This is a genomic window from Paraburkholderia podalyriae, from assembly GCF_014397785.1.
Taxonomy (GTDB): Bacteria; Pseudomonadota; Gammaproteobacteria; order Burkholderiales; family Burkholderiaceae; genus Paraburkholderia; species Paraburkholderia podalyriae.
On sequence record NZ_VZQQ01000050.1, the window covers coordinates 24,956 to 46,332 of the forward strand.

At 60.8% G+C, this 21,377-nt stretch carries 14 protein-coding genes; 12 read left to right on the forward strand and 2 right to left on the reverse strand.

The window, feature by feature from the left end; all coding sequences use genetic code 11:
- Nucleotides 1-135 precede the first annotated feature (135 nt).
- The 7 genes from glnT (at nucleotide 136) to F6X42_RS33115 (ending at nucleotide 9,088) form a co-directional block, all read left to right on the forward strand.
- Nucleotides 136-1,524, forward strand: a complete 1,389-nt coding sequence (glnT, locus tag F6X42_RS33085) for a type III glutamate--ammonia ligase (protein ID WP_184063037.1) — start codon at nucleotides 136-138, stop codon at nucleotides 1,522-1,524.
- A 12-nt stretch (nucleotides 1,525-1,536) separates the two neighbouring features.
- Nucleotides 1,537-2,445 (forward strand): class II glutamine amidotransferase, encoded by a 909-nt coding sequence (locus tag F6X42_RS33090; RefSeq protein ID WP_187638208.1) that lies wholly within the window; start codon nucleotides 1,537-1,539, stop codon nucleotides 2,443-2,445.
- Nucleotides 2,433-3,122 carry a GltB/FmdC/FwdC-like GXGXG domain-containing protein gene (locus tag F6X42_RS33095; RefSeq protein ID WP_187638209.1) on the forward strand — a complete coding sequence of 230 codons (690 nt, stop codon included), beginning with the start codon at nucleotides 2,433-2,435 and terminating at the stop codon, nucleotides 3,120-3,122. Before F6X42_RS33090 ends, F6X42_RS33095 begins: the two co-directional genes overlap by 13 nt.
- A gap of 25 nt (nucleotides 3,123-3,147) precedes the next feature.
- The gene (locus F6X42_RS33100) at nucleotides 3,148-4,509 is read left to right on the forward strand and encodes an FMN-binding glutamate synthase family protein (protein ID WP_187638210.1); all 1,362 of its coding nucleotides are present in this window, start codon (nucleotides 3,148-3,150) and stop codon (nucleotides 4,507-4,509) included.
- A gap of 80 nt (nucleotides 4,510-4,589) precedes the next feature.
- The gene (locus F6X42_RS33105) at nucleotides 4,590-6,026 is read left to right on the forward strand and encodes an APC family permease (RefSeq protein WP_187638211.1); all 1,437 of its coding nucleotides are present in this window, start codon (nucleotides 4,590-4,592) and stop codon (nucleotides 6,024-6,026) included.
- Complete coding sequence (locus tag F6X42_RS33110) at nucleotides 6,027-7,844, forward strand: bifunctional protein-serine/threonine kinase/phosphatase (RefSeq protein ID WP_187638212.1); 1,818 nt, start codon at nucleotides 6,027-6,029, stop codon at nucleotides 7,842-7,844.
- Nucleotides 7,845-8,590: 746 nt separating this feature from the next.
- Entirely contained in the window at nucleotides 8,591-9,088 is a 498-nt protein-coding gene (locus F6X42_RS33115) for a hypothetical protein (RefSeq protein ID WP_187638213.1), read from the forward strand.
- A 609-nt stretch (nucleotides 9,089-9,697) separates the two neighbouring features.
- Here the strand turns inward: F6X42_RS33115 and F6X42_RS33120 are convergent.
- Complete coding sequence (locus F6X42_RS33120; protein ID WP_187638214.1) at nucleotides 9,698-10,489, reverse strand: hydroxyacylglutathione hydrolase; 792 nt, start codon at nucleotides 10,487-10,489, stop codon at nucleotides 9,698-9,700.
- Nucleotides 10,490-11,104: 615 nt separating this feature from the next.
- On the opposite strand from F6X42_RS33120, the gene F6X42_RS33125 reads away from it, so the two are divergent.
- Nucleotides 11,105-11,740: a putative quinol monooxygenase gene (locus F6X42_RS33125; RefSeq protein ID WP_187638215.1), complete on the forward strand. Its 636-nt coding sequence runs from the start codon at nucleotides 11,105-11,107 to the stop codon at nucleotides 11,738-11,740.
- A 952-nt stretch (nucleotides 11,741-12,692) separates the two neighbouring features.
- Entirely contained in the window at nucleotides 12,693-14,897 is a 2,205-nt protein-coding gene (locus tag F6X42_RS33130; RefSeq protein WP_187638216.1) for an OsmC domain/YcaO domain-containing protein, read from the forward strand.
- An 813-nt stretch (nucleotides 14,898-15,710) separates the two neighbouring features.
- On the opposite strand, the gene F6X42_RS33135 is transcribed toward F6X42_RS33130, so the two are convergent.
- Nucleotides 15,711-15,917 carry a hypothetical protein gene (locus F6X42_RS33135; protein ID WP_187638217.1) on the reverse strand — a complete coding sequence of 69 codons (207 nt, stop codon included), beginning with the start codon at nucleotides 15,915-15,917 and terminating at the stop codon, nucleotides 15,711-15,713.
- Between the two features lie 87 nt (nucleotides 15,918-16,004).
- Between F6X42_RS33135 and F6X42_RS33140 the strand changes: the two genes are divergently transcribed.
- The 3 genes from F6X42_RS33140 to cphA form a co-directional block, all read left to right on the forward strand.
- The gene (locus F6X42_RS33140; protein ID WP_187638218.1) at nucleotides 16,005-17,462 is read left to right on the forward strand and encodes an NCS1 family nucleobase:cation symporter-1; all 1,458 of its coding nucleotides are present in this window, start codon (nucleotides 16,005-16,007) and stop codon (nucleotides 17,460-17,462) included.
- Between the two features lie 848 nt (nucleotides 17,463-18,310).
- On the forward strand, nucleotides 18,311-18,619 hold the full coding sequence (locus F6X42_RS46635; RefSeq protein ID WP_512699648.1) for a hypothetical protein: 309 nt from the start codon (nucleotides 18,311-18,313) through the stop codon (nucleotides 18,617-18,619).
- 29 nt (nucleotides 18,620-18,648) lie between these two features.
- Nucleotides 18,649-21,377 (forward strand): cyanophycin synthetase (gene cphA, locus F6X42_RS33145; protein ID WP_187638219.1); only part of this gene is annotated, 2,729 nt, incomplete at its 3' end.

The window sequence follows — 21,377 nt, forward strand, 5'->3', positions numbered from 1 at the left end:
CCAGAAAGTTTCTCAATGGGAACTATTGTTGCACAGTAGTAAATTTGTATTGATGCTGCGAACAGGCTCGCAGTGGGGTCGTGCAATGGGGCATGACTCGCCAATCAGCCAGCGATGGTGATGCAAGGAGTGACGATGAACCTGAACGATGCGAGCAAGCTGCCGGTCAACGAGTTGGGTAGCGTGCCCCGCTTTGGCTCGGCTGAAGAGGCGCAGGACTACCTCACGCAACGCGGCGTGAAATACGTGCTGGCGCAATTCGTGGATATTCACGGGGTCGCGAAGGCCAAGTCGGTCCCGGTCGCGCATCTGAAGGGCGTACTGAAGGCCGGCGCCGGCTTTGCGGGCTTCGCGATCTGGGGCGTGGGGATCGAGCCGAACGGTCCGGACTACATGGCGGTGGGCGATCTGTCGACGCTCACGCCGGTGCCCTGGCAGGACGGTCTCGCGCGAATCGTCTGCGACGGCCACGTCGATGGGCAGCCGTGGGCATACGACTCGCGCGTCACGCTGAAGAAGCAGGTCGCGCGCATGACGCAACGCGGCTGGACGCTTTTCACCGGACTGGAGCCGGAGTTCTCGCTGCTCAAGCGCTCGGTGACGGGCGCGATCGAACCGTGCGACCCGAGCGATACGCTCGCCAAGCCGTGCTACGACTACAAGGGACTGTCGCGCACGCGCGTCTTCCTGGAAAGGCTCACCGAATCGATGCGCTCGGTCGGCATCGACGTCTATCAGATCGATCACGAAGATGCGAACGGCCAGTTCGAAATCAACTACACGTATACCGATTGCCTGACCTCGTGCGATCACTACGTGTTCTTCAAGATGGCTGCATCCGAGATCGCGAACGAGTTGGGCATGATCTGCTCGTTCATGCCCAAACCCTTCGCGAACCGTCCGGGCAACGGCATGCACATGCATATGTCGATCGGCGACGGCGAACGCAATCTGTTCTCGGACAAAAGCGACAAGCTCGGCATGGGGCTATCCACGCTCGGCTATCAGTTCACTGCGGGACTGCTCGCGCATGCGCCGGCACTCGCCGCGCTATGCAATCCGACCGTCAACTCGTACAAGCGTCTCGTGGTGGGCCGCTCGCTGACGGGCGCGACGTGGGCGCCGGCCTATATCAGCTATGGCGACAACAACCGCTCGACGATGGTGCGCATGCCAGGCGAGCGCATCGAACTGCGTCTGCCCGACGGCGCATGCAATCCGTATCTCGCGACGGCCGCCGTGATCGCGGCGGGTCTCGACGGCGTCGAACGTGAATTGTCGCCGGGTGCACCGGCCAATGAAAACCTCTACGACTGGTCGCCCGCGAAGTTGCGCGAGCACCAGATCGGCATCCTGCCGCAGAACCTCGAACAGGCGCTCGACGCACTCGAAAGTGATCGGCTGATCTGCGATGCGCTCGGCCCCGTCGCCGACGAATTCATCAAGCTCAAACGAATGGAATGGCTCGAGTACATGCGCCATGTTTCGGACTGGGAAATGAAAAGTTATCTGGAATTCTTCTAAGGGGGTACGACTATGTGTGGAATTGTAGGCTTGCTGGTCAAGACGCCGGCACTGCGCGCGCAACTCGGTCAATTGATGGTGCCGATGCTGATCGGTATGACCGAGCGCGGCCCGGACTCGGCCGGACTCGCCGTGTTCGGCGGTGCGGTCGGCGAAAGCCAGCGCAAGCTGAGCCTGTATGCGGGCTTTACGGAAGCCGGCGACGGCTTCGACTGGAACGCGCTGCTCGATGCGCTGAACGGCGCGATCGACGTGAATGCGCGGGTGGAGACGAAGGGCAATCACGCGGTGCTGACCGTGAACGGCAATGTTGACGCTGTGAAGGCATGGCTCACCGAGCGTTTTCCGAAGCTGTTCCTGCTGTCCACCGGACGCTCGATCGATCTGTACAAGGACATCGGCTCGCCTGCCGAGGTTGCGCAGCGTTACGACTTCTCGAAGCTGACCGGCTCGCATCTCGTCGGCCATACGCGGATGGCGACCGAGTCAGCGGTCACGCCCGATCGTGCGCACCCGTTCACGGCCGGCGAAGACTTTTGCCTCGTGCATAACGGCTCGCTGTCGAATGCGCATGGCGTGCGCCGCAAGCTGGAGCCGCAAGGTATCCGCTTCGAGACGGACAACGATACCGAAGCCGCGTGCCGCTTCCTCGAATGGCGGCTGCGCGAAGGCGATGAACTGCCGGTCGCGTTGCAGAAGGGCTTCGAAGAGCTCGACGGCTTCTACACGTTCCTGATGGGCACCTCGACCGAACTCGCGCTGATTCGCGATCCGTTCGCGTGCAAACCCGCAGTGGTCGCAGAAAACGACGACTACGTGGCGATCGCTTCCGAGTTCCGCTCGCTCGCGCATTTGCCGGACATCAAAAACGCCAGGGTATTCGAACCCGCACCCGAGGAGATGTATGTATGGAAAGCATGAAGTTCGACCTTGAGGGGTCGTCGGTCCGCGAACTGAACCAGTACCTGCATGGCGCGAAAGAAGCGCTCGAAGGCGTGAAGGTCGACATCGCGTCGCCGAACGGGGCGCACAACATCGCCGTGGGCATCAACGCGCACGCGACGGTCACGGTGCAAGGACACGCCGGTTATTACGTGGGCGGCATGAACCAGCTCGCGACGATCGTCGTCGAGGGCAGCGCGGGCACCGGCGTCGCGGAAAACATGATGAGCGGCAAGGTCCACGTGAAGGGATTTGCATCCAACGGCGCGGGGGCGTCCGCACATGGTGGCCTGCTCGTGATCGACGGCGATGCGGGCTTGCGCTGCGGGATTTCGCTCAAGGGCGGCGACATCGTGGTCGGCGGCTCGGTGGGCAGTTTCTCGGCCTTCATGGCTCAGGCGGGGCGCATGGTGATCTGCGGCGATGCGGGCGATGCCTTGGGCGACTCATTGTACGAAGCCGTGCTGTACGTGCGTGGCGAGGTGAAGTCGCTCGGCGCGGATGCGCAGATCGAACCGATGACACAAGCCGATCTCGACGCCGTACGCGCATTGCTCACCGCCGCCGGCATGGATCACGACCCCGCGTCATTCAGACGGATCGCCTCCGCTCGCACGCTCTATCACTGGAACGCCGACGCGAACCAGGAATATTGAACACACGCTCTCGAAGAAGGTTCCCATGGAAGCCAAACCCGTTCACTTCGCCCGCTTGCAGCAGGAAGAGTCGCAAGGCTACGACCGCAAGACGATCGACTATATCCACGCCGCCGCGCAGCGCGGCCTCTATGAAATTCGTGGTCTGGGAGCGAAACGCCGCGTGCCGCATTTCGACGATCTGCTGTTTCTCGGCGCGTCGCTCTCGCGCTATCCGCTCGAAGGGTATCGCGAGAAATGCACGACGCAAACGGTGCTCGGCACGCGCTTCGCGAAGAAGCCGGTCGTGCTCGATATTCCGATCACGATTGCGGGCATGAGCTTCGGCGCGCTGTCGGCGAACGTGAAAGAAGCCCTCGGCCAGGCGGCTACCGCGATGGGCACATCCACCACGACCGGCGACGGGGGCATGACGCAGGAAGAGCGCCGCTCGTCAAAGACGCTGGTATATCAGTGCCTGCCGTCGCGTTACGGCTGGAATCCCGACGACGTGCGCCGTGCCGATGCGATCGAAGTCGTGATCGGGCAGGGTGCGAAACCGGGCGGCGGCGGCATGCTGCTCGGGCAGAAGGTGAACCCGCGCGTGGCCTCGATGCGCACCCTGCCCGCGGGCGTCGACCAGCGTTCGGCGAGCCGTCATCCGGACTGGACCGGTCCCGACGATCTGGCGATCAAGATTCAGGAATTGCGCGAAATCACCGATTGGGAAAAACCGATCTACGTGAAAGTCGGCGCGACGCGTACGTTCAACGACGTCAAGCTGGCCGTGCACGCCGGGGCGGACGTGGTGGTGATCGACGGCATGCAGGGCGGCACCGCCGCCACCCAGACATGTTTTATCGAGAACGTGGGTATTCCGACCCTGGCCGCAGTTCGTCAGGCCGTGGATGCGCTCGAAGACCTGAACATGAAGGGCACGGTGCAGTTGATCGTGTCGGGCGGCATTCGCTCCGGCGCGGACGTGGCGAAGGCGCTCGCCATGGGCGCCGACGCGGTCGCGATCGGGCAGGGCATGTTGATGGCGCTCGGCTGCAATAGCGATACGTACTTTCAGAACGGCGCGCTGCATCCGGCGACGGCGGACTATGCCGCGCTCGGCACGTCGCCGGGGTTCTGTCATCACTGCCACACCGGCAAATGCCCGGTCGGCGTGACGACGCAGGACGCCATGCTCGAACAGCGCGTGCAGGCGGAAGAAGGATCGCGCCGCGTGCGCAACTACCTGAAGACGCTGAACATGGAGTTGACGACGATCGCGCGGGCCTGCGGCAAGCAGAACGTGCATCACCTGGAGCCCGAAGATCTCGTTGCCCTGACTGTGGAAGCTGCGGCGATGGCGCGCATTCCGCTCGCGGGTACTTCGTGGATTCCCGGATGGACCACATGAATTGAGTTGTTTTGCGTTTTTTGACTGTGGAAGAGTTGAGTGCATTCAACCTTGATTCACCAATCCATCAGGAGCCCAATATGAGCACTCCGCAAAGCACCACACAAGCAGCGCCGGCATCATCGGGTGGCCTGCGTGCCGGTACCTTAGGTTTTCCCGAGGTCATTGGCCAATCCATCGCGAACCTTTCACCAACTTTCACGCCGTCGATCAACGTAACCGCGATCGCGGCGCTGGCCGGTGCGGGGACCTGGTTGATTTATGGTCTTTCGACACTCGGGCTGTTGCTGGTGAGTATGAGCATCATCGCGCTCTCGAGCCGGATCGCGTCGGCGGGTTCGTTCTTTATCTATATCTCGCGCGCGCTTGGGCCGATGGCGGGTGGCATTGCGGGCTGGGGTCTGATTGCGGCTTACGTGGGCACGGCGATGGGGGTTGGCGCCGCGGGCGTCGTGTTCGTGCAGAACGCTTTTACTGCCTGGGGTATCAATGTCCCCTCGTGGGCGGTCTACACGGTCTTTGTCGGCCTCGCCTGGTTCTTCTCGGCACGTGACGTGAAGCTCTCCTCGCGCCTGTCGCTGGCAATCGAAGCCGCTTCGGTGGTGATCGTGGGCGGTGTGCTGATCTATGTGCTCGCACTGCATCCGGACCATATCGTCGACCATACGCAATTGGGGCTGCAGGGCGTGAGCGGCAAGGGCATGGCACAGGGCATGGTGCTCGGCATCTTCTCGTACGTGGGTTTCGAGAGCGCGGCCTCGCTCGGCCAGGAAACCAGGAACCCGCTGCGCGTCATTCCGCGTGCGGTGGTCTGGTGCGTGATCCTGTCGGGCCTGTTCTTTATGTTTGTGGCCTATTCGATGACGATCGCCTACCACGACGACGCAGCCAAGCTCGGCGGCGATTCGGCCGTGCTCAGCACTTTGCTCACGAGCGTCGGCGCTTCGCCGCTCGGTCCGGTGTTTTATCTGATTGCCTCGGTCAGCGCGTTCTCGTGCGTGCTTGCGTGCATCAACTCGTCCAGCCGCCTGCTGTATTCGATGGGCCGCTATCAGTTCGTGCACCGCTCGATGGGCATGGTGCATCGCACGCACCAGACACCGTACCTGGCCGTTGCGTTTTCCTCCATCGTGACCTTCGTGGTGTGTATCGCGATGCTCGGCACGGGTCCGCTCAACACCTTCGGCTATACCAGTACGTTTGCGACCTTTGGCTTCCTGGTCGTGTATTTCCTGGTCGCCGTCGCGGCGCCGGTTTACCTGAAGAAGCAGGGCGAGCTCAAGACGAGTAACGTGGTGTGGGGCGTGCTCGGTGCACTGGCGATGGTCGGCGCGGTGATCGGCAGCGTGTATCCGGTGCCCGACTATCCGTATAACATCCTGCCGTATCTGTTCGTTGCGTATATGCTGGTTGGCGCAGTCTGGTTGCTGATGCTCAAGAAGCGCTCGCCGCAGGTGCTCGAAAAGATCGAGCACGATCTGGAAACCAGCGACGTGATGACCCACGGCAAAAAGTAAATGAGTGAACCCTTCTTTCCGGATAGTTTGCCCGCACCCAATACGGGGCGAATGCCGGACGATCCCGAGGGAAGGCTCGTTAGCGGTCGCGGAATGGGCGGCCAGGAAATCGATCTGCAGTTGAGGCCGGAGCGCGGCGAGTGCGCCGCGCTCGCGATTGGTTGTGTTTCTTTCCCTGCCCGTGCCCGCGGGCAGGATCACATCAACGAAGACTACGTCGGTGTGATGCTCGGCGATCTGGCGGAGCGCGCCGCGCGTGGCAGCGTGATCGCTCTTGCCGATGGCGTGAGCGGCAGCAAGGGCGGGCGGGTCGCGGCCGAACTCTCGGTGCGGGCCTTTATCGAAGCCTATTACGGGCTCCCCGACACCTTGCAGCCTGGCGTGGCCGCTGCTCGTTCGCTCGAGGCAATCCACGGCTGGCTGCATCAGATCGGCCGCGTCGACCCTGCACTGAAGCAGATGGCCGCGTCCTTTGCGGCGCTGATCGTGCGGCGCGCTACCGCGTATCTGGTAGCGGCCGGCGATGTGCGGCTCTATCTGCTGCGCGATGGCCAATTGACCCAGCTCGGTGACGACGACGTGGTGCCGGTCGCCTTCGGTTCTTATGTGGCTCACGCGGTCGGCATGCATCCGACGCTGGTGACTCGCATCGAAACTCTTGAACTGCGCGAGGGCGACCGCCTGCTGATGTGCTCCGACGGACTCTATCGCCGCGTGCCGATGCGCGAACTGCAGACGGTGCTGGCGACGCGCGGCGGTGCGCTCGAAACGGCACGCCGGCTCGGCGCGCTGGCAGTGGCGCGCGGCTCACAAGACGACGTGACGAGCGCGGTGCTCGACGTGGGCGGCCTGCCTTTGCTCGATATCGGTTACCTTGAGCGGGTGGTCGGCACCTTGCCGATTCCGGCGGTGCCCGACGCCGGCGAAGTGATCGACGGATATCTGCTCAAGAGCGTGTTGAGCGATGGCTTCTATTCGCGGATTTTCGGCGGCTACGATCTGGCCGATCCGACCACGCCGCTGGCGCTCAAGTTTCCGAAGCCGCGTGTCGAGCAGGACGAGAACGTGCGCCAGTCGATCGTGCGCGAGCGCTGGCTGGCAGGCAAGATCGGCGAAGACGGCGTGCTTGCGCCGATGCCGGTCGATGCCGAGCGGCAAACCAGGCTCTATGTAGTGATGCCGCTCGGCGCAGGCGTCACGCTCGAAAAACTGCTGGCAGCGCCGCAACCCATGGCACTGCCACGTGCGCTCAAGATCGCGCAACAGCTAGGCCGTTCGATCGACGTGCTGAATCGCCGCAATATCTTCCATCGCGATATCAAACCTGAGAACGTGCTGGTGATGCGGGGCGACAGCACGCGCCTGCTCGATCTCGGTTTCGGTTATATGCCGGGCATGCAATTGCCGGGCCCCGACGCCGCACCGGGCTCGCCCGCTTATATGGCGCCCGAGTTGATGAGGGGCGCACAAGGCGATGCGCGCTCCGAGGTGTTCGCGTACGGCGTGACCCTGTACCGGCTGTTCAGCGGCGGCAAGCTGCCCTACGGCTTCAATGGCCGCATGCCGCTCTATCAATACCGGCCCGACGCGCCGCAATGGCTCGACCTGGTGCTGGAGAAAGCGATGCAGCCCGATCCGGCGCGCAGGTATCAGGACGTGCTCGAAGTCTGCGCCGATCTCGAACGTTTTTCGAGCGGTCGGGATGCGATGGCGCCGGTTCGACGCAAGCCCTTGCTCGAGAGCGATCCGGTGCTGTTCTGGCAGGTCGTGGTAGTGGTGTTGCTGGCGCTGCTGTTGTGGTCCTTGATGCGGCATTGAGCGGCGTTGGTGGTACGGCGCAGCCGCGCTACTCGGCACAAGCCACGCGCTATGGACACGCCGAGGCCCGTGCTGCTGCTGTTCAAGCTGGGATTCGTTGCCCGTGCCGTTCGTGAGATAGTAACGAGAGGGCAGGTCGAACGGGCAATGAACATTGCGTAAGCACGAGAACCAAGAGGTCAGAATGACCGGGCAGATCAGTGTCGTGTCGCACAGGAGTTGCCCGGATATTACGACCAGGTCGAAGGTTTTTTCCGGCGGCAAGGGGCGTGTGCGCGTTTCAAGGATTTTCTGGAGCGTGAAGGCGCTCTCGAGCGCTGGTATTCGTATGGAGCCGATTCTGTCGAAAGCGCGCTGAGGCAATCGTGTGCCGAAAACGGGCTTGAACTCGTTCAAATGTGACGGGCGCTGTCAGCTTTCGGACCGCCATACCCGGGCTGCCGGACGTCGGACATACCTGACGCGCGAGCCGGCGGCGAAAAGGGCTTGGCCGGCAACGGCTTGAGGCGGGTGAGCAACTGGCGATGCGGATACCTTCGGTCGTCTGTGCAGCGCCGGGGTCATCAGCGCCGAACCCTTTGCGCTGGATCCGCGGCTGTTTGGTCAGGCGACGCGATGAGCCCAATGTCGATCTCCGGCACATTAACCATGCATCGGCGATCAATCGTCAGGAGTTGCGGCTTCGCGTAGTAAGTGCCGGCGGCAAGTACGTCTTCCGTCGCCGGTGAGAGGCGCGATACGTCGACGTGCTCACCACGGAACCGTGGCTCTCGACCGCGTGGCGCCTCGCGAATTTGTATCTGGATAGTCTGGGCGCGCAGCGGCTCGGCTCGCAGGACGGCGAGCTGGTCGGATTGAGCCAGGACGCCACCTGCTTCGTGTCGCTCGCGTACTTCGACCAGACCGACCCGTTTGCGGATTACGTCGTACATGAGGCGGCACACGTACTGCACAATTGTCGCCGCACAGCGCTCGGTCTACCTGAGCGTCGCCAGTGCCCAACGGCGCTCGACATCGCTTTCCATCAGCGCGAGACCTTTGCCTACGCGTGTGAGGCTTACAGCCGGATTCTTGCGATGGCGCAGGATGGCGAGTCCCGACACGCGGCGCTCGAACGGCATAAGGCGTCGGAGTTACCGCCGGATGAGCGTGTCGATCACGGAACATACCTGGAGATCCTGGCGGAGGCAGTTCGCGCACGTAATGGCTGGCGATGCATCACGAAGCGGTGTGCGCCGTCATGACGGGTTCAGGACGCCGAATCCGGGATCTGCGCGCAGCAGAGCGCGCTGACCGGCGATCGGAGGCGAGAGGGCGAGGGTGAGAATCGCGGCCAGGATTGCGGGAGGTCGACACGAGGGCGGAAATCTAGCGGCGACTGAGTTCCGGCACGGCGGCGATGGTCACGCAAAGCATGTCCACCTGCTGCCCGCGACCCACGACAGTAAACTGGGGCCCATAAGGACGTCGGAAACCGGGGTAAAACCGCCGGCTTCGCGTTCGTGGGGCGTCAGTACCGGCTGGACGTAGGCGGCGACAGTTTGTTGTCGTACGTCATCGGCCAGCGCGTCAAGGGCGGCAAGCCTTAAGTCTAGGCGATCACTCGCGTTTTTACGCAGCCTCGGCCGCATGCTGCCCTTCGCCAATACCCGCCATCGATCCGACAGAGGCGTCCTTCGCTCCGGTCGAAAGCGAACGCTCGTTGGAGCGTCTTGTTGGCCAGGGCCGACTTCCGCCAGGGACTGCTTTGGCGAGGTTAAACCCGGAGCTTCAGCGCCCTCCTGCCTTCGATGATGCCTGCTACACAGAGATGGCCCGATGCGGTGAGCGGCAACGCTCCGCGCCTTGCTGGATCACCACCTGTTGCGCAACTCGCGAAGCTTGAGAAACACCGTCCTGGGATCGGGTTCTTCCGGGAGATCCGGGAAGCTTTCCCGCAACCTGGCGATAACGCTTGCGCTTGTGAGCCGGAAGAAGATGTTGAATTGCTCTTCATCCTTGAGCGTGGTGACGATCGAGGTCTTCGGGTCATGACCCGCCACGCGGGGAAGCAGGGCCCGGGCAGCGGCGTTTTCCGGCTCGAGCGACAACGTGAACCTCAGATTGTTCTCGATGTAGTCATGCCCGGGGTAGATCTTCGTGTCGTCCGGCAGTTTGGCGAGCTGGTCCACAAACGTGGCATACAGCTCGCCCGGATCGCCGCCGTTGTGGCAATTGCCGGCGCCCGCATTGAAAAGGGTGTCGCCGGAAAACAGCGCCGGTTGGTCGGTATGCGATCGCAGGCAGATGTGGCACATGGTGTGGCCGGGCGTGTCCATGCATTCAAGTTCGACCCGCTTCCCGACTTTGATGATGTCTCCGGCCTTGACGCCGCGGTCCACCCCCGCGATGCGAGCGCCGGCCCTGAAATGCGCAAGCAGTCTGGCGCCCGTGGCCGCGACCATCGCTTCGTTGCCGCCGGTGTGGTCCCGGTGCTCGTGGGTGTTGAGGATCTGCGTGATCTGCCAACCCTTGGCCTTCGCGGCGGCGAGGCACTTTTCATGGTCAAGCGGATCGATGGCAAGTGCTTCGCCGGTTTCCGGACATGCAATCAGGTAGTTGAAGTTGCGGTAGGCATTGCCAGTCCAGATACGCTCGACGATCATCGTGTGCTCCCGAGGTCTTGCTGCCAACGAACAGGCATAGCTAGCAAGCCATGTTACTGATCTGAAGCCCATGGAACCGGATCGTCGCGGGGGCAACCCGTAGGCTTCGATCTTCGGCTATGGTAGCAGCGGTCGCCCAACGCCTGTTGGCATTGCTCTGACCAGGACAGTGGGAGCCTCGTCGGACCACATTTCCGCGGGTCACCGGGCCTCAGAGCGCGGCTTACCCGGCGTGCGGCGCTCTTACACTCTTCGCGGCGCAGCATGAGTACCTCAGCTGCTCATCCCCACCGAACGTCGGCAGGCTCCGGCTCCTGACTTGCCGACGTGTCGCTAGCGAAGCTCGTGTAGCTGGAGCTGCCAGAGTCGTATGGGCAAGCCGGTTCCAGCGAACCCGCCTGGAACGGCGAGGCGAAATCCTCTATCGTGTCAGTTGAGGTTCATTGCAGGCGCGCAGGATGCCCGGGCGAGATGTCTCGCGCCCGATACCGCCGGCCGAGGATCGCAGGACCGAAGGTGTCCTCTGGAGCGCTGCGCGGCGCTGCTGGCTTGTTAGCGTCGAAGGACTGCACGCTCAGGCGCTCACGGTCGGTCGATCACGGATGGAGGTGTCTCATGGGCACTAAAGGTCTGCTCGTCAGGTTGGAAGTCAAGGCCGGCTACGACGCCGCCGGGGCGGAAGACGTCCTGCGCTCAGCTCTCGCGATGGGTCGGGCGGAAGCAACGACCGCGTGGTTCGCGATCAGATTCGGGCGATCGGAGTATGGCATCTTCGACGTGTTCCCAGACGATGCCGGCCGCGAGGCGCATCTGGCGGGGCCAGTTATACAAGCGTTGTTGGATGCCGGCGGCAGCGTGTTTGTCGGGGCGCCGCTGATTCAGGAGTTCGAGGTCCTGGCCGACAAGTTGCCTGCAACATCATCGGGCGAGCCGGTCACGAAGGCGCTGCTCCTCACGTTCAAGGCAAAGGCGGGCCATGAGGCGCAGGTCGCGCAGTTCCTTCGCGACGCGCAAGCACTCGTGGAGCAGGAACCCAAGACCGTTGCCTGGTTTGCCATCCGCCTTGACGACAGTCACTTCGGCATCTTTGACGTCTTCCCCGACAACGGCGGTCGGTTTGCGGACTTGACGGGTCATGTTCCTCGGGAACTCGCCAAGCATTCGCTGTCATTGCTGGGCAGCGTGCCGGATATCGGAATGCTCGACGTGGTCGACGCAAAATGGGCCGACCAGTCTGCGGGGGCGCGGTGATCCTGATGGGGACCCTTCCCCAAAGGTCGGAATCTGCCTCCGGTCGTATCATCAGGGGCAGCGCCCTTGTAGCCGAGCGCCCGCGCCGCGACCGGGAGTGGGACGTCGACGGTCGCAGCTTTTCCCTCGTATATCGTAGTCGGCGGGCAAGGTGATTTCATAATGCATCGCATACATGGTCGGGCTCCAGGTTTCGCTAAAACCAGGCGAGAGACATCCATTGCGAGGGTGCCGCCGCCCGCGATTGTCGCTGATCGACCCACAGCAGTCGACCGGATTTCTCCAAAGCAGCCGTTCGAACCGGGACCAACGATCTGGATCGGTCCCGATCCGCGGGTCCTGCTGTGGCTGCTAGCGAGTCCGAGCGTTGCATATCATCGCCGCAAGGTGTTGCTGTTAACCGTTTCTGCCAATAGTTCACGGTTTGTGGCGAGAACTGGTGTCCCGTGCGAGGTAAGGCCAGGACGCCAGTTGACAATTCTGTCACCCTTAGCGTTGCAGTTAGGAATGAGCGACAGGATGTCCGTTGATTTTGGTAGCGTTCGGCGTGTCCTCCAATTTGGCTAGTGCGGCTGTCGAGGCGCGCGATTAGCGCAACGGTCTGAGACGGCAGCAAGCGCAAATACCGGAGGTCATTTTTTTTATCTCGCACCGCGGACATCTCAGCGCGCAGACCAAAAACGCCAGGCAGTTTGGCACTTTGGATGTTTCGTAGGCGGCCTCCACCACTGTTCGCATTGATGGCGGTGAGAGTGTTATCGTGCTGCGCTTTGTCAGTCGTTCCCGGCAGTGAGTTCGTGCTCCGGGGCAAAGCGACGCTAGTGGAAAAAACGGACAGCGTCAGCGCTTCAATGGACACCGCTAGCAACATTCGCGATCTGCAACAGCAACTGCACTTTGTGACGGATAATAGCGGCTACATCATTTTTAGCACAATTTTTGGAATTTCCCCATGGAAATTAAAGTCAATTTTCTCGATAAGCTACGTCTTGAAGCCAAGTTCGATGACTTCACGGTAGTGGCCGACCAGCCTATCCGTTATAAGGGCGATGGCTCGGCGCCTGGTCCCTTCGATTATTTTCTGGCCTCATCGGCTTTGTGTGCAGCTTACTTTGTGAAGTTGTACTGCGTAAATCGCAATATCCCTACCGAAAATATCCGCCTGTCGCAGAATAATATCGTTGATCCGGAAAACCGGCACCAACAGATTTTCAAGATTCAGGTTGAGTTGCCGTCGGATATCTCGGAAGTGGACCGCCGAGGTATTTTGCGCTTCATCGACCGTTGTACGGTGAAAAAAGTGGTGCAAGCCGGGCCCGAGTTTGTCATTGAAGAGGTAGAAAACCTGGATGCCGATGCTCAGTCGTTGCTGACGTTGAAGTCGGCTTCTGATGCCAGCACCTATATTGCGGGCAAGGATTTGCCGTTGGAGCAAACCATCGCCAATATGTCGGGCGTTCTGGCGGGCTTGGGCATGAAGATGGAGATCGCTTCGTGGCGCAATATCGTTCCAAATGTGTGGTCGCTTCATATTCGCGATGCGCACTCGTCGATGTGTTTTACCAATGGCAAGGGAGCGACCAAAGAAAGCGCGTTGGCGTCAGCGTTGGGAGAGTTTATCGAGCGACTGAATTGCAACCATTTCTATGGCGGTGCATTTTGGGGCAAAGACATCGCCAATGCGGAATTTGTACATTACCCGAATGAGCGCTGGTTCAAGCCTGGCCCTAAGGATGCGCTGCCGGCTGAAATTCTGGATGAGTACTGCCTCGAAATTTATAATTCCGATGGCGAGTTGTATGGCTCGCATCTATACGACACCAACTCCGGCAATGTGGAGCGCGGCATCTGTTCGCTGCCGTTTGTGCGGCAGTCGGACGGCCAAGTGGTGTATTTTCCGTCCAACCTGATCGAGAACCTGTTCGTCAGCAATGGCATGAGTGCCGGTAATACGCTGGCCGAAGCGCAGGTGCAATGTCTGTCCGAAATTTTCGAACGGGCGGTAAAGCGCGAAATTCTGGAAGGCGAAATCGCTTTGCCTGATATGCCGCACGAAGTGCTGGCGAAATACCCTGGCATTCTGGCCGGAATTCATGGATTGGAAGAGCAGGGCTTTCCGGTGCTGGTAAAAGATGCGTCGCTGGGTGGGACCTACCCGGTGATGTGCGTCACCTTGATGAACCCGCGCACAGGCGGTGTCTTTGCCTCGTTCGGCGCGCACCCAAGCTTGGAGGTGGCGCTGGAACGGAGTCTGACGGAATTACTGCAGGGGCGTAGTTTTGAAGGCCTGAACGATTTACCTCAGCCCACCTTTGTCAGTAACGCCGTGACTGAACCAAACAACTTTGTTGAGCACTTCATTGATTCCAGCGGTGTAGTGTCGTGGCGCTTTTTCAGCGCCAAAGCGAATTACGAGTTTGTTGAGTGGGATTTTTCGGGCCAGGGTGAAAACTCCAATGCCGAGGAAGCAGCAACCTTGTTCGGTATTCTCGAAGACATGGGCAAAGAGGTGTACACGGCGGTGTATGACCAACTGGGTGCCGTAGCCTGCCGGATTTTGGTGCCCGATTATTCGGAAGTTTACCCGGTAGAGGATTTGATCTGGGATAACACAAACAAGGCGCTATTGTTCCGCGCGGATATTTTGAACTTGCATCGACTGGACAATGCCTCCCTGGCAGCACTGCTTGAGCGGTTGGAGAACAATGAGCTGGACGAGCACTCCGATATTGCCACTTTGATCGGCATCGAATTTGACGAGAATACGGACTGGGGGCAGCTAACAGTTCTCGAGTTGAAACTGTTGATTCATCTCGCCTTGAAGCAATTTGAGGAAGGGCAGGAGCTGATCGGAGCTTTTCTGCAGTACAACGACAACACGGTCGAGCGCGGATTGTTTTACCAGGCCTTGAATGTGGTCTTGGAGGTGATGCTCGATGACGACCTTGAACTGGACGACTACGTGGTCAACTTCCGTCGAATGTTTGGCAACGCCCGGATGGACGCGGTACTTGGGACAGTGGACGGCAGCGTGCGCTTCTTTGGGCTAACGCCAACGAGTATGAAGCTGGAGGGTCTCGACAGGCACCACCACCTGATCGACAGCTACAAAAAATTGCATAAGGCGCGGGCCAATGCGGCGGCTACTGCGAAGTAGGGTTGCGAGGCATGGCTGGACGCGATGATACCGCTCATCGCCCGCTCAAAAAACACCCGTTCGATATCTGAGCGGCCATCTGTGCCGGCGTGCATCAATGTTGATGCCGCCGACGTTGATGGCCAGATAAAAGGCAGATCGAGGGCCTTCGGTAGTCCCCCGTTTCTAACGGCGCTCAGAAGTAGAGCTTTCCGCTTCGGGCAATGATGTAATGTCGCTATTTCGGGCGGGCAGTATGACCGACCATAGTCCGCTATCTCACCCGCCCCGCTGATGAGATGTTGGGCGCCGCCCACCTTGTCACGACCGGAGCGGATATGTTTGTAGTCGCTAATTCTGCCGGTCAGTTCACACGTTCTAAATCTTGCGCCGAGGCCACTGATGTTCGGTGGATCGGAACCTGTGCATGTTGGATCGTTTCGTAGAACCCATACGACGATTCGCGCGAACGCGTCGCCGATGTTCGCCGTGCCGAGGCGTGTACGTGCCCTCCCAAGGTGTCCCTGACAGGTGGTCACCTGATAGGCAGAGCGCCGGCCGGGTTGATCGGCGGATTGTCCACGATCCATGGCGCGGCATCGACTGGCTGCTTGTGGCCGAACCCGGTCCGACAGCAAACTTCGGAGAGGAGCTGAGCACCGCCGGTTGCGTTCGGCGGCACCCGATCACTTCTGCCATTTGAGATCGCATCTGAACTGACGAACGCCAGCTGTCGCCCGATGCGGGACCATCGGAGTAAATCAAACACGGCATTTGAATCGGGCTGCCCTCACATCGAACCCTTCGACGAGGGGTCCTCCAGCCATCTCCACATCAACGGCCCCACAGATTGCGAGCGGGACGCAGCAACGGTAAGCGTCGCGCAATTTTATTGATTTGTGCGGTCACATGGACAACAACGACGAACTTGCGATTGCGCTCATTGTGCGTGGGATCGGATTGTTGGCTTGCGCCGACATGCCTCTCGACTAGGGTTAACCCATTCAGAGCTGTGCCGCAAAGTAGATACAGTTCTTGCATACGAGCCTGCTTCAGACGCGGGGGCATCGCCGCCCAGGGTCGTCTGGCGGTGTTTCCTCAGTTCCACGAACTCAAAGGAGACGACAGATGGAAATCCGCAACCCTTCCCCCGGCCTCTACAACGAAGATCTCGCACCCGCCCGGGTGCGCAACTGGGGTGCCTTTAGCATTTTCAACGTCTGGACGTCGGACGTGCACAGCCTCTGGGGCTACTACCTCGCCGCCAGCCTGTTCCTGCTGTGCGGCAGCTTTACCAACTTTGTGCTGGCGATCGGGCTCGGCTCACTCGTGATCTTCGCGCTGATGAATCTGATCGGCTACGCCGGCGAGAAGACCGGCGTGCCATACCCGGTGCTGGCGCGCGCCTCTTTCGGCGTGTGGGGCGCCAACCTCGCTGCGCTGGTGCGCGCCGTGGTGGCCTGCTTCTGGTACGGCGCGCAGACGGCAGCGGCTTCGAGCGCGATAGTTGCGCTGTTGATTCGCAGCGCCAGCCTGATGGAGTTCCACAAGGGCACGCACTTCCTCGGCCACTCGGGACTGGAAGTGATCTGCTACTTCATCGTCTGGGCGCTGCAGCTGCTCATCATTCAGAAGGGCATGGAAACGGTGCGCAAATTCCAGGACCTGGCCGGTCCGGCGGTGTGGATCGCGATGCTGATCCTGGCGATCGGCCTGTGCGTCAAGGCCGGCGGCTTCTCGTTCGAGCATGGCATTCCGATGGACGCGCTGCTCGAGAAGACCAAAGACGCCGGCGTCAGCGGCGAGCCCGGCTCGTTCTGGGCGCTGATGGCCGTAGGCGCGACCTGGATCACCTACTTCGCGGCGCTGTACCTGAACTTTTGCGACTTCTCGCGCTATGCGAGAAACCGCGACGCAGTCAAGAAAGGAAATCTGTGGGGCCTGCCGGTCAATCTGATTGCGTTCTCGCTGGTCGCCGGCGTCACCACCATCGCCGCCTTCAGGGTGTACGGCGAAGTGCTGCTGCACCCCGAGCAGATCTCAGCCAAGTTCGACAGCTGGACACTGGCGCTCATCGCGGCGCTGACCTTCGCAGTCGCCACGCTCGGCATCAACGTGGTGGCCAATTTCGTCTCGGCGGCGTTCGACATCTCCAACACGTTCCCCAGGCAGATCAGCTTCAAGAAGGGCGGTTTCATCGCTGCAGCCATCGCGCTGGTGCTCTACCCGTTTGCGCCGTGGGAAGGCAACGCCGCGCACTTCGTCAACGCCATCGGCGCCACGATGGGCCCGCTGCTGGGGATCATCCTGGTCGACTACTATCTGGTGGCCAAGGGCAACATCAACGTCGCGGCGCTCTACCAGGAGCACGGCGAGTATCGCTACGAAGGCGGCTGGAACGTCAACGCGCTGGCCGCGGCGGCGGTCGGCAGCGTGTTTTCGACCTTCCTGCCCAACTTCACCGATCTGCTGCCGGTTTGGTGGAATACATATGGCTGGTTCTTCGGCGTAGTGATCGGCGGCGGCATGTACCTGATCATGGCGACGCTGCGGCCGCGTACCGCGATCGCCCCTACCCGCGTTTAAGGCTCTTTCCATCCCGATCAGGTAGGGTCAAGCACTGGCGCGGCATCGCCGGGTGCCTCCCGGAAGCGGGCGGTCGGTCACGATAGCCGCGTGCGACTCGCGAATCGCAGATTTGGTCGACGATCCGCCTGATGGCATCGTTCAAAGAAGGGCACTTTCGGCCAGGAAGCGTCACTCGCCCACATGATCGTTCGACTGGTTGAATCCGCCCCAGCAAGCGGCCATTCCATTCGCGAGGATGAACGTTGCTTCATCGGCCATTCCGGACACTCGTGCGTGGTTGCAAATGTGCGTGGTCGCTAATCGCACTCTCTTGTCGGCTTTGCGGAACCGCCAGCCTATTCGAGCGATCGAGCGATCGGCCCGGACGAGACTCTCGGTCTCGACACGCCGAAGTGGACGATGGTGGATGATCTGACTTATGTCGTTCAGGCGAATCACTGCCATGGAGCAACGGTGCGCGGGCAATCTGTGGTTCCTCGGTTGGGCCACGTTCGCCGTGACGCAAGGACAGTTGCTCGCCAAGGTCCCTTACTCCTGAGAGCCGATAGGCGTTCGGATTCGGCAAGATCTCAAATGTCGGGCAGAAAATTACGGAAGAGATGTTGCTTTATCTGGAAATGCCTCTATTTTTAAAGTGGCCGATCGGTCGGAGATGGTTCCGGGCAGTCATCGTGCTTGGAACACCCATGAGTGCGTCTCTGTTGCGACGACTACAAAGTGGCGCGCGTCTTACCTGTAATAACTCTCGTCCAGTTCAAGGTTATGACGCTGGAGCGTTAGGGTGTGGGTGACCGTTTAACAAATCTACCACCGGCCAGGAGCACGACGTGAAGGCACCCTGCAGCATGTCCAGTCAGGTCCTCGCGCTCATCGAGCGGACCAGGTCAGGACCAGTGAGAAAGAAGGTTAGTGCTGCTCATCTCGGCAACGCGCTGTCAAGGCGGAGTCGTTTCGTGGCGATGCTGTTCTGCCATCTTGGCCGAGTCCATTCCCTGCATGAAAACGAAGCGAAGGCCCGTCGAGTCACGTTGGTGCTTGCGGCTTGCCCGACAGTGCTGGCGTGCACGATCCCCAATTTCGTCTCCCATCTACCTCACAACCGCATCAGATCAGGCCATGGCTGTAGGGACTTCGGCGGCTTTGGAGACCAATGACCTGAAACGAGACTGCAGGAGGTCATGAAATGGAAGTCAAGTCACTCATCGCTTATCAAGGACCCAATATTCATGCCCATTTCCCGGTCATTCGGTACACCATCGATCTGGGGGTGCTTGAAGAGTGGCCAACCGGGCGCCTCGGTCAAGGCTTCATCGATCGTCTCCTTGGCTATCTGCCCGGCCTTCGGGAACATGGCTGTTCCTATCAAGCCCCCGGTGGGTTCGTGCGGCGCATGGTCGAAGGCGAAGGAACGTGGCTGGGCCATGTCATGGAGCACGTAGCGATCGAACTGCAGAAGGTGGCAGGCTCGGATGTGAGTTTTGGCAAGACGCGCGCCGCCGGGCCGCGCGGGCATTACGACATAGTCTACGAATACCTGGACGAGGATGTCGGTCGGCAAGCCGGAGACCTTTCCCTGGCCCTGCTCGAACACCTGCTTCCTGAAGACCTGAAGCTGAAGCCGGAGCGGAACTTCGATGACGCTTTCGACTTTGAACATGAACTGGATGAACTCATCCGTTATGCGCGGGGTTGCGACGTGGGACCTAGCACTGCCGCATTGGTGAGCGCCGCCATGAAGCGCTCGATTCCATGGACGCGCCTAAACCGCGGCAGCTTGATACGGCTCGGCTACGGCCGCTTCCAGAAAAGCATCAAGGCGACGCTCACCAGCGAGACCCGTCAGATCGCGGTAGACCTGGCTTCGGACAAGGCGGAGACCAACCGGATCCTGCGTGACGCGGGCCTGCCGGTGCCGAGGCAGCGCAAGGTCTATAGCGCCCGCGACGCCGTCCATAGTGCCGAACAGATCGGCTATCCCGTTGTGATCAAGCCATTGGACTCTAATCACGGGCAGGGTGTATCGGTTCAGGTTACAACCCCGGAGCGGGTGGAGCTCGCTTTTGAGAGGGCTCAGGAGTACAGCGAGGCAGTGCTCGTCGAAAGCTATATACCGGGGTCTGATTACCGCATGCTGGTCGTCAATGATCAATTGTTGGCGGTTGCCAGACGCATCCCCGCACATGTGTCAGGTGACGGTGTTCACACCATCGAGGAGTTGGTGGACGAGGTGAACGAGGATCCACGCCGGGGTGTGGGACATGAAAACGTGCTCACCCGCGTGGAACTCGACGGCGTGGCAGAACGCTTCCTTGCTGACAAGGGTTATGGTCTCACGACGGTGCCTGTGGCGGGCGAGATCGTCTACTTGTGTGCCACCGCCAACCTTTCCACCGGCGGCACCGCCATCGATGTTACCGATAGCGTGCACCCGGACAACCGGGAGATGGCCGTCCGGGCCATCAGGGCCATCGGCCTGGACGTCGGGGGAGCTGATTTCATTACCACGGATATCTCCGCGCCATATCGTGAGACCGGCGGGGCCATGTGCGAGGTGAATGCTTGCCCGGGTCTACGGATGCATCTGGCGCCCACTGAAGGAACGCCCAGGGACGTTGCCGGTCCCATCATCGATATGCTGTTTCCACCCAGTGCTCCAAGCACCATTCCCATTGCCAGCATTACCGGCACCAATGGCAAGACCACCACGTCGCGCATGCTCGCTCATATCTTGAAACTGGCGGGGTACACGGTGGGTTTGGGCACCACCGACGGCATCTATGTCGACGGACGGTTGACTGTGAAGGGTGACATGACCGGAACGACGTCCGCCCGCATGATTCTTGCGGACCCCGCCGTGGATGCCGCCGTACTGGAGACGGCCCGGGGCGGCCTGCTGCGGCGGGGTCTGGGCTATCCGGAATGCAGCGTGGCGGGCTGCCTCAATGTGACCGCCGATCACCTGGGCCTGCGCGGGGTCGAAACGGTGGAGCAAATGGCGGAGGTCAAGCGCATCGTCGTCGAGGTGGCGAAGGAGATGGCCGTCCTCAACGCTGACGACGCCTTGTGCCTGAAGATGGCGGATCATAGTCACGCAAACCGCCTGGGCTACGTGACCATGAACGCGGCTCACCCCTTGGTAAATGAGCACGTCCAGGCGGGCGGCGTGGCGGTCGTGCTGGAGGAAGAGATAAACGGCCACATGGTCTGCCTGTGGGACAGCGGTCACCGTTTTCCTTTGTTGTGGACTCACGTGATCCCAGCCACGGTGCAGGGGCTCGCATTCCACAATGTGCAGAACGCGATGTTCGCTGCGGCCCTCGCCCACGGCCTCGGGATCGATCTCGAGAGCATCCGCCGTGGCCTGCGCACCTTTGATAACACCTTCCTCCAGACCCCCGGCCGCCTGAACATCTACGATCAGCATCCCTTCAGGGTGATTTTGGACTATGCCCATAACCCCGCGGCCGTGAAAACCATGTGCGGTCTGGTAGACCGGTTGGGAGCCGAGCGTGCGAAGATCGTTTCGCTGACGGTTCCCGGCGACCGCCGTGACGAGGACATCCTGGAGATCGGCCATATCGCGGCGGGACACTTTGAGCACTACATTTGTCACAGGGACAGTGACTCGCGTGGACGGGATCACCTCGAAGTGCCGGAAATGCTGCGAGAGTCACTACGCCAGAATGGAGTCGGGGCAGAGCAGATCGAGGTCATAGCCGATGAGCAGACGGCGAATCAGTCGGCGCTCGAAATGGCCGGGCCTGGCGACTTGCTCCTCTTGTTGAGCGAAGACTACACACGTGCCTGGGAGCAGATCGTGCGTTTCAGGCCAGACGCGCAAACAGGGCACGCCATTGAGAGAAGGCCGACCCCAGTCAAGATCCGTCAAGACGACCTGGGCGGGTTCGGGTG

Coding starts and splice junctions, on each gene's coding strand:
- F6X42_RS33095 (WP_187638209.1), top strand. CDS start 2,433: ATGGAAAGCATGAAGTTCGACCTTGAGGGGTCGTCGGTCCGCGAACTG.
- F6X42_RS33090 (WP_187638208.1), top strand. CDS start 1,537: ATGTGTGGAATTGTAGGCTTGCTGGTCAAGACGCCGGCACTGCGCGCG.
- F6X42_RS33125 (WP_187638215.1), top strand. CDS start 11,105: ATGGGCACTAAAGGTCTGCTCGTCAGGTTGGAAGTCAAGGCCGGCTAC.
- F6X42_RS33130 (WP_187638216.1), top strand. CDS start 12,693: ATGGAAATTAAAGTCAATTTTCTCGATAAGCTACGTCTTGAAGCCAAG.
- F6X42_RS33110 (WP_187638212.1), top strand. CDS start 6,027: ATGAGTGAACCCTTCTTTCCGGATAGTTTGCCCGCACCCAATACGGGG.
- F6X42_RS33105 (WP_187638211.1), top strand. CDS start 4,590: ATGAGCACTCCGCAAAGCACCACACAAGCAGCGCCGGCATCATCGGGT.
- F6X42_RS46635 (WP_512699648.1), top strand. CDS start 18,311: ATGTCCAGTCAGGTCCTCGCGCTCATCGAGCGGACCAGGTCAGGACCA.
- glnT (WP_184063037.1), top strand. CDS start 136: ATGAACCTGAACGATGCGAGCAAGCTGCCGGTCAACGAGTTGGGTAGC.
- F6X42_RS33140 (WP_187638218.1), top strand. CDS start 16,005: ATGGAAATCCGCAACCCTTCCCCCGGCCTCTACAACGAAGATCTCGCA.
- F6X42_RS33120 (WP_187638214.1), bottom strand. CDS start 10,489: ATGATCGTCGAGCGTATCTGGACTGGCAATGCCTACCGCAACTTCAAC.
- F6X42_RS33100 (WP_187638210.1), top strand. CDS start 3,148: ATGGAAGCCAAACCCGTTCACTTCGCCCGCTTGCAGCAGGAAGAGTCG.
- F6X42_RS33135 (WP_187638217.1), bottom strand. CDS start 15,917: ATGCAAGAACTGTATCTACTTTGCGGCACAGCTCTGAATGGGTTAACC.